Annotated in this window: 11 protein-coding genes; 10 read left to right on the forward strand and 1 reads right to left on the reverse strand. The window is 48.8% G+C overall.

Going from position 1 to position 13,531, the window contains the following annotated elements; genetic code table 11:
• The first annotated feature begins 66 nt into the window (after positions 1-66).
• From EVJ24_RS07165 to EVJ24_RS07215, 10 genes are all read left to right on the forward strand, one after another.
• A complete protein-coding gene (locus EVJ24_RS07165; protein ID WP_071397427.1) occupies positions 67-723 on the forward strand; it encodes a hypothetical protein in 657 nt (218 codons plus the stop codon).
• A 1,103-nt stretch (positions 724-1,826) separates the two neighbouring features.
• The gene (locus EVJ24_RS07175) at positions 1,827-2,735 is read left to right on the forward strand and encodes an alpha/beta hydrolase (protein ID WP_131440568.1); all 909 of its coding nucleotides are present in this window, start codon (positions 1,827-1,829) and stop codon (positions 2,733-2,735) included.
• Between the two features lie 142 nt (positions 2,736-2,877).
• Entirely contained in the window at positions 2,878-3,624 is a 747-nt protein-coding gene (locus tag EVJ24_RS07180; RefSeq protein ID WP_131440570.1) for a DeoR/GlpR family DNA-binding transcription regulator, read from the forward strand.
• On the forward strand, positions 3,621-4,550 hold the full coding sequence (pfkB, locus tag EVJ24_RS07185) for a 1-phosphofructokinase (RefSeq protein ID WP_071397431.1): 930 nt from the start codon (positions 3,621-3,623) through the stop codon (positions 4,548-4,550). Before EVJ24_RS07180 ends, pfkB begins: the two co-directional genes overlap by 4 nt.
• Positions 4,547-6,454 carry a PTS fructose transporter subunit IIABC gene (locus EVJ24_RS07190; RefSeq protein ID WP_131440572.1) on the forward strand — a complete coding sequence of 636 codons (1,908 nt, stop codon included), beginning with the start codon at positions 4,547-4,549 and terminating at the stop codon, positions 6,452-6,454. Before pfkB ends, EVJ24_RS07190 begins: the two co-directional genes overlap by 4 nt.
• A 132-nt stretch (positions 6,455-6,586) precedes the next feature.
• Positions 6,587-7,108 (forward strand): GNAT family N-acetyltransferase, encoded by a 522-nt coding sequence (locus EVJ24_RS07195; protein WP_131440574.1) that lies wholly within the window; start codon positions 6,587-6,589, stop codon positions 7,106-7,108.
• A gap of 78 nt (positions 7,109-7,186) precedes the next feature.
• Positions 7,187-7,699, forward strand: coding sequence for a hypothetical protein (locus EVJ24_RS07200; RefSeq protein ID WP_131440576.1), 513 nt, complete (start codon positions 7,187-7,189; stop codon positions 7,697-7,699).
• A gap of 165 nt (positions 7,700-7,864) precedes the next feature.
• Positions 7,865-8,725: an SDR family NAD(P)-dependent oxidoreductase gene (locus EVJ24_RS07205; RefSeq protein ID WP_131440578.1), complete on the forward strand. Its 861-nt coding sequence runs from the start codon at positions 7,865-7,867 to the stop codon at positions 8,723-8,725.
• Positions 8,706-10,265 (forward strand): class I adenylate-forming enzyme family protein, encoded by a 1,560-nt coding sequence (locus EVJ24_RS07210; RefSeq protein WP_236637589.1) that lies wholly within the window; start codon positions 8,706-8,708, stop codon positions 10,263-10,265. Before EVJ24_RS07205 ends, EVJ24_RS07210 begins: the two co-directional genes overlap by 20 nt.
• A 254-nt stretch (positions 10,266-10,519) precedes the next feature.
• Entirely contained in the window at positions 10,520-12,499 is a 1,980-nt protein-coding gene (locus tag EVJ24_RS07215; RefSeq protein WP_131440580.1) for a methyl-accepting chemotaxis protein, read from the forward strand.
• Positions 12,500-12,562: 63 nt separating this feature from the next.
• Here EVJ24_RS07215 and EVJ24_RS07220 read toward each other — a convergent pair whose 3' ends face one another.
• Positions 12,563-13,405 carry a sensor domain-containing diguanylate cyclase gene (locus EVJ24_RS07220; protein WP_161568738.1) on the reverse strand — a complete coding sequence of 281 codons (843 nt, stop codon included), beginning with the start codon at positions 13,403-13,405 and terminating at the stop codon, positions 12,563-12,565.
• Between the last annotated feature and the right edge of the window lie 126 nt (positions 13,406-13,531).

The following is a 13,531-nucleotide window of genomic DNA, read 5'->3' on the forward strand; positions in this document are numbered from 1 at the left end:
AAGGTAGTGGACGCATCGTAACCTAGATGAGAGTCGTGTCAATCACATAGAAGAAACGGAGAAAACATGAACGTTTACTTTGAAGAAATCAAAGACGTTTACTCAGCATTTGGTTGGAAGGGCAGAGAGTTAGATTCTCATTTAGAAGACGACCTTAGACAAATAAGCGCTTTTTGTATTGTGGGGGAAATGTTACTTTTCCCAGAAGAAATCGAGCAGTTCAAAATCAAATGTGAGGAATTGTTTAAAAATCATTTGACGAACGAGCTAAGTCATATGCGATACAAACTCTACTTGATTGCCTTGAAACAGAATGAGTATAGACAAACTGAAAAAATCTTTCATTATTACAAGCTATGGAAAGCTCTCGAGAATGAGATGGATTGCAGTGGCTTTACCTCAAGAATTGAAAAGTTAGTGTGGAAGAATGGAGAGGCTTTCTATGTCGGAATCTCAGAATTCAATGCCGATTTTTTGTTACCTGCCATAAAGCTCGCAAGTGGCTATTCCAACCACTATGGCATTGTCTTGATAAACAAATCAGAAGACGAGTCGTCTGAACAACTAATGGACAAATTGTTAGAGGAAGGAATCAATAATCATATACAGTTCGATTTCTCGAAACTAGTTCCCTTACTATGTAGAAAACATTACAGCGTGTGTGTTTGGGGAAGTTCGAGTGAAGAGCAACAACTAAGCTGTTTTTATATGAATCACAAGTGAAAGTACATGTGAGTTGGCGGAGCGGGTCAAACATGTCATTCAGTTTGAGAGCGGCATGTTTATCGCAAGTGAAGAACATATGTTGAAAAGCGTTCGCGGGGACGAACCCCATACAGAAGCTGAGTTGGGATTTTAGTTGAACCACTCGATGATCGAAATTAGAGTGTTTGAATTTCAATGTTTCGAGATATTCTTGCGGGATGGAGATGAGTAAGTGTCTTAACAGTGAATTCTTTCCTAATGAATAATTACATAATAATGGAAAAATGGTATGCTTGTTTATAGTGATTGAAGTTTAAACTAAAAATGTAAGGGTGATATGAATGAGCGATAAAATTCAAGTGCTCAAGTTATCAATGCTCGCGATTATAGCGATTAGCACTGGTTATATCGCATGGCACATTAATGAGCTGATCAACGCATTAAACGGCATTTCATTCGCACTACAAGCATTGAACTAAGCCATTTCTATGTATTGAACTGAACTTCTAGACCAAAAGGACTTCCGCATATGCAGAAGTCCTTTCGTGATGACTACACGTACTTTATGAAGCATGAATAGAAGAAGAGAAAACTAAAAAAGTTCCATCGCTCGCAGTACAAGAAACAGATGATAAACCGTTGGAATAAACGTAATCAACAAACCAATCCATTTCATTCGCTGTCTGAACTGTAAGAGGAAACCGATTGTCCACAGTGCAAACCACAACATAAAGTACCATCTGTATTCTGGCGTATCCGTTTCCGCAAAAACCGCTCGGCCGACAGTTAACCCAAACGAATTGACCAAAACAAACGTGCCTGAGAGAGCATTCCAACTGTGCCTTACTATTTTTTCAAGCATTCTCGTAATCCTTTCTGTAAATGAGATTGAATTGCCGATAAAGCATACTACTTCATATAATGAAGTGGGCATAGGTTCTTAATACTACATTTCGACAATTTGGAATAATTAACCTTTTAGTTTGGTCGGATTTGTATAGCGGGAATTCAATTCATTTCTGAACTCAGTCCCGAAACATCGAAGGATCAGATGATGACGCCCTTTACTTTTACTCGATACGCGTCGCGATGTCCGGTATGATGAAAGAGGAGGCGATACAATGGAACGAGCTATGAAGATTAAGATGAACTATGGTGAGTTAGCCGGGACGTTATCATTGCATGACGGGCAGCGAAAGACGGTCGTCATCTTGAGCGGGAGCGGGCCGAGTGACCGGAACGGCAATGTCGGACCTGTCCAGTTCAATACGTATAAAAAACTAGCCGACGCGCTATATGGCATGGGCGTCAACGTATTTCGGTACGACAAACAAGGGATTGGGGAGTCGGATGGTGACTTTAATAAAGTCGGACTCCATGACTTGGTCAACGATGCGATCGAAGTCGTGAAAACGATCCAACGGTTGCCTGAAACAGGCGATGTCTACGTGCTTGGCCATAGCGAAGGGGCGGTCATCGCCCCGGCCGTTCAACTCGAGACAAATGCGTCCGGATTGATCCTACTCGCCGGCTTCAACGACTCGTCGAAACAGATGTTTTTACATCAAGCCGACGCGCTCGCGTCCGAGATCGGGCGCGTGAAAGGGTTGAAAGGGATGTTTTACCGGTTGACCGGCGTCCCGAAAAAAGTCAGACAACGGCAAGACGATCTGCTCGAGCGCTCGCTCCGGACGAACGTCGCTGCGTTCAAATACCGAGGCCAAGTCGTCAACGCCAAATGGATTCGTGAACATGCGTCGTATGACGTCCGAGAACGGCTCGAGCTCGTGCGCGTCCCGCTGCTTGCCATCACTGGTGACCGTGACGTACAAGTCCCGCCTGAACACGTCCATTCACTGCGGACGAAAGGCGATGTCGACAGCTATATCATTAAAGATATGAACCACCTGCTCGTCGAACGGACGAGCCCGCATTCACTTTTAACGTTGCACAAAGAATATCGTGAGGCGATCGAGGCCCCGCTTCATCCACAGCTGTTACAGAAATTGAACGATTGGTTAATCAAATAATGAATAACAGTCTAAAACGGTCACTAGTTGACCGTTTTTTATGTTATAATTGTGACAATAAGATAAAAAGTGAATGAATTTGAATGTTTTTGATTGTTTTTTGAATGTAAACGCTTTATATTAGAGATACGGAGGGAATACGATGTTAACGAAACAACGACATCAGATGATTTTGCAACGGTTGTCGGAACAAAAGATCGTCAAGCTGAAAGAGTTGGTCGAATGGATGGGGGCGTCAGAGTCGACGATCCGCCGTGATTTGACAGACCTTGAGGTCGAAGGCTACCTTGAACGGGTTCATGGCGGGGCAACGCTCGTCGTTCGCGCTGAAGACGAACCGACGTTCGAGGAAAAACGGGATCGGCACGTCGATGAGAAAGTCGCGATCGCACGGAAGGCCGCGACGTTCATCGAAGACGGGATGTCCGTCTATCTCGATGCCGGGACGACGACACAGGCGATGGTCCCTTACTTGACAGGTAAGAAAGTCATCGTCGTCACGAACAGCCTCCCGATTGCCAACGACTTGTTCGATCTCGACATTAAGACGTTCGTGATCGGCGGCGAGTTGAAACGTTCGACGCAAGCGCTCGTCGGCTACAACGCCCGCGAGAGCATGATGAACTATCGGGTCGATGTCGCTTTTCTCGGTATCAACGGTGTCGACCTAGAAGCCGGTTACACGACGCCTGACCCAGAAGAAGCCCTCGTCAAAAAGACAGCGATTGAACTAGCTCGGGAAGCCTACATCTTGGCGGACGATTCAAAATTCGGGAAACGTTCGTTCAGCCGAGTCGCGCCCCTCGAGGCGGCGACACTCATCACGATTAGCGATGCACCGTACGTCAGTTCAGTCCAAACATTAACAAAGGTGGTGAACGCCCAATGATTTACACATTAACACTTAATCCATCAATCGATTATTACGTCACTTTGCCAGAAGTCGTCTTAGGTGAGGTTAACCGCATCCAAGAGACGACGCAACGGGCCGGAGGAAAAGGTATCAACGTCTCGTTCGTCCTACGTGAGTTTGACGCCGATACGGTCGCACTAGGATTCATCGGCGGGACGACAGGTGAGTTCATTAAGAAAGCGTTGACGGACAAGGGTGTCGAGACCGATTTCATCGAAGTCGATGGCGAGACCCGAATCAACGTCAAGATCCGGGCGAAAGAAGAGACGGAATTGAATGCGAGTGGTCCTGTCATCTCGGACACGGAACTTGAACAGTTGACGGCACAGTTCGAACACGTCCAAGCAGGTGATATCGTCGTCTTGGCCGGAAGCATCCCTAGCAATCTGCCGAGCACACTTTACCGGACGCTCGCTGAGAAAGTTCGAGCGAACGGAGCCGACTTCGTCGTCGATACGACAAAAGAAGCGATGCTAGAAGTGCTCTCGCTCGAACCACTCATGATCAAACCGAACCATCACGAGCTCGGTGAACTGTTTGACGTCAACATCGAGACGTTTGACCAGGCGCTACCTTACGCTGAACAGTTAGTCGAGCGTGGCGCCAAAAACGTCATCGTCTCGTTCGCAGGAGACGGAGCGATGCTTGTCAACGGTTCAGGCGCCTATACGGCGAATACTCCGAGCGGGAAACTTGTCAATTCGGTCGGATCGGGCGATTCACTCGTCGCCGGTTTTGTCGCCAACATTTTAGACCATGACGCAACCAAGGCGTTCCGCTATGCGGTCACGACCGGCAGTGCATCTGCTTATACGTTTGGCCTCTGTACGAAACAAGACGTGGACCGCTTGGTCGGCGAAGTCGACGTCACCCCACTATCACGATTGGAGGAAACAACATGAACATCACGGACCTACTCAAAAAGGACACGATCCAACTGAATCTCCGCAGTCGTTCAAAAGCGGACGTCATCGAAGAACTCGTCGACGTGCTCGACCGGGCCGGTAAGCTATCGGACCGGAACGGTTATCGCGACGCCATCTTGGCCCGCGAAGCGCAAAGCACGACCGGACTCGGTGAAGGGATTGCCATCCCGCACGCGAAGACGAAAGCTGTCAAAGCACCCGCGATCGCCTTTGGTCGCTCGAGCGGGATCGACTATGAAGCGCTCGACGGTCAAGACAGCCGCTTGTTCTTTATGATCGCTGCAGGCGAACACGCCAACAACGAACACTTGGAGACACTCTCGAAATTATCAGTCTTCCTGATGGATCCAAAATTCCAGGAACGTCTCTATGCGGCAACGTCTGAAGACGATGTCATTCGCGCGATCGAAGAAAAAGAAGCGGCCGAAGCGGCACCTGTTGCCGAAAAATCAGTCAAAGCGGACGCACCATACATCTTGGCAGTCACAGCTTGCCCGACCGGCATCGCACACACGTATATGGCAGCAGACAGCTTGAAACAAAAAGCAGAAGCGATGGGTGTCGACATCAAGGTCGAGACGAACGGCTCGACCGGCGTCAAAAATGAATTGACGGCAGCGGATATCGCCAAAGCGACAGCAATCATCGTCGCTGCCGACAAGGCCGTTGAAATGGAGCGGTTCGCCGGAAAACATGTGATCGAAGTTCCGGTCGCGCAAGGCATCCGTAAACCGGAAGAGTTGATCAACCGGGCCGTCAAACAAGACGGACCTGTATACAAGGCATCAGGCAAGTCTGGAGCTTCGCAAGATCAACGCACTGGGATTTATAAGCACTTGATGAGCGGTGTATCGGCTATGCTCCCACTCGTCGTCGCTGGTGGACTGTTGATCGCCATCAGTTTCTTCTGGGGCATCAACTCGGCTAACCCAGATGACCCGTCGTTCAATGAATTTGCTGCCCAATTAAATACGATTGGTGGAGCGGCATTTAGCTTCCTTGTCCCGATTCTCGCCGGTTTCATCGCGATGTCGATTGCCGATCGTCCGGGTCTCGCACCAGGTCTCGTCGCCGGTTTGCTCGCTAGTCAAGGTGGCGCTGGTTTCCTCGGTGGACTCATCGCCGGTTTCCTTGCTGGTTACGTCGTCCTTTTCTTAGTCAAAGCACTCGCAAAACTTCCGGCCTCGCTTGAAGGGATCAAACCGGTCCTCTTGTATCCGTTGCTCGGTTCGTTCATCTCTGGGATGATCATGTTACTCGTCGTCAACCAACCGATTGCAGCGTTCATGACATGGTTGATGGAAGTCTTGAACAGCATGAGTGGTGCTAACGCCATCTTGCTCGGTGTCATCGTCGGTGGTATGATGGCCGTCGATATGGGCGGTCCGATCAACAAGACAGCATACGTGTTCGGTACGGCGGCACTTACAGCCGGAAACCAAGAAGTCATGGCGGCCGTCATGGCAGGTGGCATGGTGCCACCGCTTCTCGTCGCGCTCGCGTCAACCGTGTTCGCTCGTCAGAAGTTCTCGAAACAAGAACGTGAAGCTGGTAAGACGGCGTACATCATGGGCGCCTCGTTCATCACAGAAGCGGCTATCCCGTTCGCTGCGGCCGACCCGATCCGGGTGTTGCCGTCAGCGATCCTCGGGTCAGCGATTGCCGGTGGCTTATCTGCTTTCTTCACCATCCAATTGCCGGCGCCGCACGGTGGGATCTTCGTCTTCCCATTACTTGAAGGAGCTGGAAACGTCGCGATGAGCATGGGTCTCTACGCACTTGCGATTCTCGTCGGAGCACTCGTCGGAGCACTCCTCCTCTCGTTCTTGAAAAAACCACTTACGACAGCGACGGCAGAGCCAACGCGTGATGTCGCTTAACAAACTCGACCGTAGGGATTCCTACGGTCGTTTTTTGTCAAATGATTGTCAGTCGTTTCGAGAAGATGTGTGATTTCGATTCGGTGATTTGTGGTAAACTACTTGTAAAACTTAGGATAGGAGGGGGTACGGATGCAAATACGGAAAGCTGAGCCGAAAGACGCTTACGGGATCGCACGCGTCAGGGTCAACGGTTGGCGAACGACTTATCGGGGGATCGTTCCGACTGAGGTTTTATTAAAGCTCTCTTCTGGCTCGATCGAGTGGTCGGAAAAAATCCGAACTGCCCTTTCTAACCGCGAAGTCAGCGGATTCGTCGCCATAGTCGATGAGGAAATCGTTGGTTTCGTTTTGTATGGGGACGAGCGGACGGGGGACTATCCGGACCATCCGAACGAGATTTACGCGATTTACATTTTAGAAAACCATCAACGGAACGGAATCGGCTCACTCTTACTCGAACGCGCGGTCCAAACGATGTCTAGCCGTGGTGTTCTCATCTGGGCGCTCGAGCTGAACCCGCATCGGGCGTTTTATGAACAGCGCCAAGGACGAGTCGTCGATGCGAAAGAGCGCTTGTTCGGCGAACTCGCGTTGCGCGAAGTCGCCTATGGCTGGACGGAAGCGACCCATGATGCGATCATCGGGGCATGAACGGACGCGACGAAACTGTCGCGTCCGTTTTATTTAGACAACACACAAATATATAGCAAAATAGGTGACTACATGAACATGTATAACATAACCAAATATCATCCTGAAACGAGAGGGAAGATTGACGAGTGGACGGAAATCTCGGACATCGATCAAACGTTTGAAGGTGTCGTCTTCACGTTGGAGGAATATCTCCGCATGGAGTCTAATTACGTTAAAGCGATTGAGCGAATCATGGGCTATTTAGGAGTGAAGACATTGACCGTCTCCTATCTTGAGCGACGTGACTATGCGTATCGAGCCTCTTCGAAATGCGCGTTCAATGCGCTCTATCCGATCCGGATGAGAGACCTTCGCAAAAAAGTGAAGCTAGGGAAGGTGCTGTCACGAGACCAAATCCCGAACATGCTTCGCCTCATGTTAAGGAATACGCTTTACGCCGAGTTAGAGTATAAAGTGAATGAGTCAGACGAAGAATATAGGTTCAAAGTGTTCTTTGGGTACGACTATATGATGGGCGTCCATTCGTTGAACGATTTGTCGCCGCTGCGAGACGAGTTGTTGCATTTGGATATGTATCTCGAAGATTGATGCAGAGGTGACACCTAAAAAACGATTACAAGGTAAGGGGAGGACGATGTTTATCTTTTCTCCTTATCCATTCCGTTAATAGGGTTTAAATGGTAAAATTTATAAAAATAAGAGTCGGAAGATTCCTGATTTTATAACGATATCTTACAAAAAGGTGCTGGCTAAATGCATAACTACACTCTACTGGAGAGAGCCCTATTTTTATCGCCTTCCCTCAATTTCGAGAAGCTGAAAAAAGAGATGGATGGAAAGACTGTCCTGATTACTGGAGCGAGTTCAGGAATCGGCAAGGAGTTCGCCTATCTATTAGCGAATACAACTGCGCATCTGATTCTGGTGGCCCGCAGAGAAGCCAACATGAACGTCATGAAAGTCGAAATCGAAAAAGCTACAGCCAGTGTAACGGTATTCCCGGCAGATTTGCGCAATGAAGAGGAACGAAAAGGATTGCTGGTATTTCTTCATCAATTAACGGACGGAGTGGATGTTGTCGTCAGCAATGCCGGAATCTCCATCAACCGTCCAATTGCCCAGTCGCTGGATCGTTACCATGACTTCACACGTACCATGGCGCTTAATTATTTTGCTCCGGTACAGTTGTTGCTATCGCTCATTCCAGTGCTTGCGAAAAAGAACGGGCACATCATCAATGTCTCCACCATAAATGTGTTGCTATTCCCTATACCTCACTGGGCTGCCTACCAGGCGTCGAAAACCGCTTTTGATACGTGGTTGCGCTCGGCGGAGCCGGAACTGAAAATCAAAAACATTGCCACCACTTCCATTTATCTTCCTCTTGTGAAGACACCAATGATTAAACCGACACTTGCTTATCAGACTTCCCCTGCCATGTCACCGGGTCACGTGGCGGAACTGATCGGACACGCCTTGTATACGAAAAGAAAAGTTTATAAACCGTGGTGGCTGATTCTAGGTCAATGGGCTTCAGTTATTTTCAGATCACCGTTATCGTTTATCGTCCTCAGGTTATTAAGAAAAAAGGAGCGTGAAAGAGGCGATGTTTAATTTGCTGAAAATATTGTCGCAGCTCAATTTTCTTTCCCCATCAAACTTAGGACGTCTTTGCTTCGCGATCCGTCAAAACGGTGTAAACCTTATGCTTCTTTTTTCATTGACAGAAAAGACGAGAGGCCAAAAAACAGCTCTGGTGGATAGTCGGGAAACACTCAATTATCAGGAGCTGCAGAAGCACTGTGAAAATCTCGCTTATCTTCTAGCAGAGAGGCATGGGATTTGTAAAGGACATAAAGTGGCATTCTTCTGTAAAAATCACGCCTCCTTCGTGCAGGGCATTTTTGCTGCTTCGCGGCTCGGCACAGATATATACTTGCTCAATTGTTCCATGAGTCAACTGCAGTTCAATCGGCTAGTGCAAGAACATCACTTCGACTTCCTGATTTACGACGAAGAGTTTAGCGGATTGATTGAAAAATCGTCTTACCAACATTCAAAAATCGTCAGTTATCATGAAAAAAATGAATCCATCAACAGTTTGTCGGATTCGGCTCTACATAGAAAAGAAAAATTGACGGCCTCTTCCAGCGGAAAGATTGTGCTGTTGACCGGTGGCACCACTGGAAAGCCCAAACAAGCGATTCACCGCCCATCCCTCTTTAGTTTCCTGGATCCTTTTGCTGCTTTACTGAACCGACTGCAGCTGCCAACGTACAGCACTGCCTATATTGCAACGCCGATTTACCATGACTACGGCATCGCTGTCCTGTTATCATTTTTTGCTTTGGGGAAGAAAGTTGTCATTCAGGAGAGCTTTGATGCGAAAAGAGCATGCGCCCTTATTCGGCAGCATCAGGTAGAAGTTGTCACAGTAGTTCCTTTGATGGTTCATAAAATGTTGAAGCACGATAAAGAAGCGCTCGGTTCTCTAGCTTGCATTGCGTCTGGAGGTGCAAAACTAAATCCGGTTTTAGTGGATGAAGTAAACAATCATCTGGGAAATATCTTATACAATCTATACGGAACTTCGGAAGCCGGCTTGAATATCATTGCTACACCTGAAGATTTAAACTATCATGCAAACACGCTTGGAAAAGCAATTTCGGGAAGTCAATTGCAGGTAGTAGTGGATGGGAAAGAAGTTGAAACCGGCAGTATTGGGCAATTTTGTATTCGGAATAAGTGGTCAATGAAAAACAGCCCAAGCCTCTGGATTCAAACTGGCGATATCGGATACCGGGACGAGAACGGCTATTATTTCCTGTGTGGACGAACAGACGATTTGATCATTTCAGCCGGCAACAATATCTATCCGTCGGAAATAGAAGTTGCTTTGTGCACTCATCCGAGTGTCGAAGACGTCGCTGTAATCGGTATAGAGGATGTCTACGCTGGCAAAATTCTGAAGGCATTCGTACAGCTGTATTCTGATAAAAAAATGACTGAAGAAGCACTTTTAAGCTGGTTACGCACACGAGTGGCAGCATACCAAGTTCCTCGAGAAATCGCTTTTGTTGAGGAGTTGCCTTATACACCGGTTGGAAAGCTGGACAGAAAACAAGTTCAAACAATTACTCGTGTCGAGGGCTAAGTAATTGAAAAATAGAGCTATAAAAGATGTTGAGAGTACTTTGATCACGGGTGAGGAAGTGGAACTGAACGAGGCAATCATCGAGTGGATGAAGTGTTGCGCTTAATTTGACAAACTGTCGAATGAAAAGGTTTTCAATTGACAAAAATAGAAAAACGGTGACGATTTTTTGTCTGGGTTATCAAAAAAGACCCGATTCTAGCCGATACATAGGTTAACGTAGCGAGAGGTATTCTCGGGAATAGGGGTTATTTATGAAACGGACGAAACAACGAGCCATCAGCATTAAACAAAAGTTGATCACGATGTCATTGCTCTTATTATTGATTCCATCGTTATTGATCGGCTTCGTCGCCTATTACCAGGCGAAACAAAAAATCACGGATCAAATCATGCAGTCGGCGCACGCGGGTGTGGAGCGGATGAATGATGAGATCACGAACCTGATCGAACCAATCGAGCGCGATGTCGCCTTTTTTGCGGGGCGGATCGACGAGTCGCTCTACGAAGAAGGGGAAGACAACCTTGGGTTAGAGGAAAAATTAGTCGAATATTTAGCGACCCACCCGAAAGTGACGAACATCTATTACGCATCCACTGAAGGCGCGATGACAATCTACCCGACGCAAACATTACCGGATGATTACGATCCCCGGATACGACCGTGGTACGAAGCAGCAGATGGTGCTGGAGGGGACGTCGTTATCACGGACCCTTACGTCGATGCGTCATCAGGTAAAATGATGGTTACGCTATCGCAGACAACCGATGACGGTCGTGGCGTCATTGCGGTCGACGTCGACGTTGACGATATCGCTGAAGTCGCGACTGGCATTCAAATCGGGAAAGAAGGCTACGTCACGATCCTTGATGCGAACCAACAGTTCGTGACGCATCCGACATTTGCTGCCGGTGAGAAAGGTGAAGGAGAATGGGTTGGACCGCTCTATGCAGAAAATGAAGGACGTTTCTCATATGAGTTTGAAAACAAAGGGAAACAGATGGACTTCATGACGAACGACTTGACCGGCTGGAAAGTGGCTGGAACGTTGTACGATGAAGAAATCACCAACGAGACGGTGGGTATCCTGTGGACGACCGTGGGCGTGATTGCTGCGATGAGTCTTTTGGCCTCAATCATCTTATACTTCATTTTACGCTCGATCATTCGACCGTTGAACCGTTTGACGACGGGCGCGGAACGGATTCAAGCGGGAGATTTGACTGAGGAGATCGTCGTCGACTCGAACGATGAGATTGGCCGGGTCGCTGAAAGTTTCAACGGAATGACGGCGTCGCTTCGCTCGATCATCATCAACCTCGATCAATCGATCGGACAAGTCGCCGCCTCATCGCAAGAACTGATGGCCAACTCGGCACAGAACACGGCCTCTTCAGAACAAATCGCGGGAGCAGTCCAGCAGATGGCGGCCGGGGCCGACGATTCGAAACGTCAGCTCGATGACAATGCCGTCTCACTCCAAGCAATCACAGCAGGCATCATGCGTATCGCTGAAAGCTCGACAGACGTATCGGAACTGTCTCGTGAGACGGCGATTGAAGCGGAAGATGGCACCGCAGCTGTTACCCATAACGTGTCGCAAATGAAAGCGATCGACACATCGGTCGAGACGTTCGGCGCAGTCATCCAGTCGCTCGCCCACCGCTCGAATGAGATCGGAAACATTGTCGATGTGATCAACGGCATCGCGACGCAGACGAACTTACTCGCTTTGAACGCAGCGATTGAAGCTGCCCGCGCCGGTGAGAACGGGAAAGGGTTTGCCGTCGTCGCGAGTGAAGTTCGGAAGTTAGCAGAACAGTCACAGGACTCGACGAAGCAAATTTCGCAGTTGATTGAGAACATCAAGCAAGAGACGGAGCGGTCTGTCACGTTGATGAAAGAAGTATCGGCCCATACGAAAGCAGGTCTTGAGACGACCGAGAACACGGCGGAGCGTTTCAAGAAGATCATGTTACGGACGCAGGAGATGACGCCACGGATCGAGGACGTGACGGCCACTGTCGAAGAAATCGCGGCGAACGTCGAAGAAGTATCGGCTTCGGCGACGCAAATCGCTCACATCGCCGATGAGAACTCGAACGCCTCGAGACAAGTCGCTGCAACGACAGAAGACCAACTCGGTTCGATGGAGGAAGTGTCGCAATCCGCGAAAGCACTCGCCGATATGGCGGAGGAGTTGCAAGAACTCGTATCACGATTCAATGTATAAACGAAAGGCAGAGCGGATCCGCTCTGCCTTTTTGGTACACTTCGATTCTTCTTAGAGTTCATATCATCGTTTGCTCGACACTTGGTTGCGGCCTGAGTTTTTTGCCACGTACAGCGCCTCGTCCGCGTCTTGAAGTGCTTGTTCGACGGACTTTCCGCCATCAAGCGAACTAACGCCGAACGAACATGTGACGTGCGGGACCGGACCGAACGGTTCGTCGTTGATTTTTTGACGTAACTTGTCGGCCAACTGGATGCCATCAGTAAGTGTCGACTGCGGGGCGACGATTAAAAACTCCTCGCCGCCCCAGCGACCGATCGAATCGGTCTTCCTTATATTGCGGCGGAGCAATTGAGCGATCGAACGCAACACGAGATCGCCGGTCGGGTGACCGAACGTGTCGTTGACGAGCTTGAAGTAGTCGATATCGAGCATGATGACGGAGGCAGGTGCTTTCGTGTCGACCGTATCTTGGACAGCCGAGGTCAGGACGTCGCCGACTTTTTTACGGTTGAATAACTCGGTCAACGGGTCGAGTGACGACAGATGCTCCATCCGTTCTTCATAACGTCGCTGTTCGGTCGTGTCTTCGATGACGCCGACCCCGCCGTCGATTCGGCCGTCAGCCTGAAAGCTGGGTGACATCGTCGTCCGGACGAAACGGGGCTGTCGATTCGGAGGGGTATACCAACCGGCTAAACGGACGGTCTCGCCTGCCAATACACGGGCAACGGCACCGTATAAGTCAAACGTTGAGGTCGTGCACCGTTCAAACGTCGAGCTTGTCATCGGGACGTCCCCGAGTAAGTCGACAAATGAATCGTTGTAACTGATGATGCGTCCGAACGTATCGAATGCAAAGAGACCGATCGGTAACTGGTCCCACGAGGAAGGATCGGGTTTCATGGTGTGGGTGTCTTGGTGAATTCGTTCTTGATCAGCCATAGAATGACATATGCGCGAACGCATACTTCCTCCTTTCTTTAACGAAACGAGAGTTTAGGACGTTCGTACTGATACTTTATACCCTTA

It is taken from the genome of Exiguobacterium sp. SH1S21, from assembly GCF_004337175.1.
Taxonomy (GTDB): Bacteria; Bacillota; Bacilli; order Exiguobacteriales; family Exiguobacteriaceae; genus Exiguobacterium; species Exiguobacterium aurantiacum_A.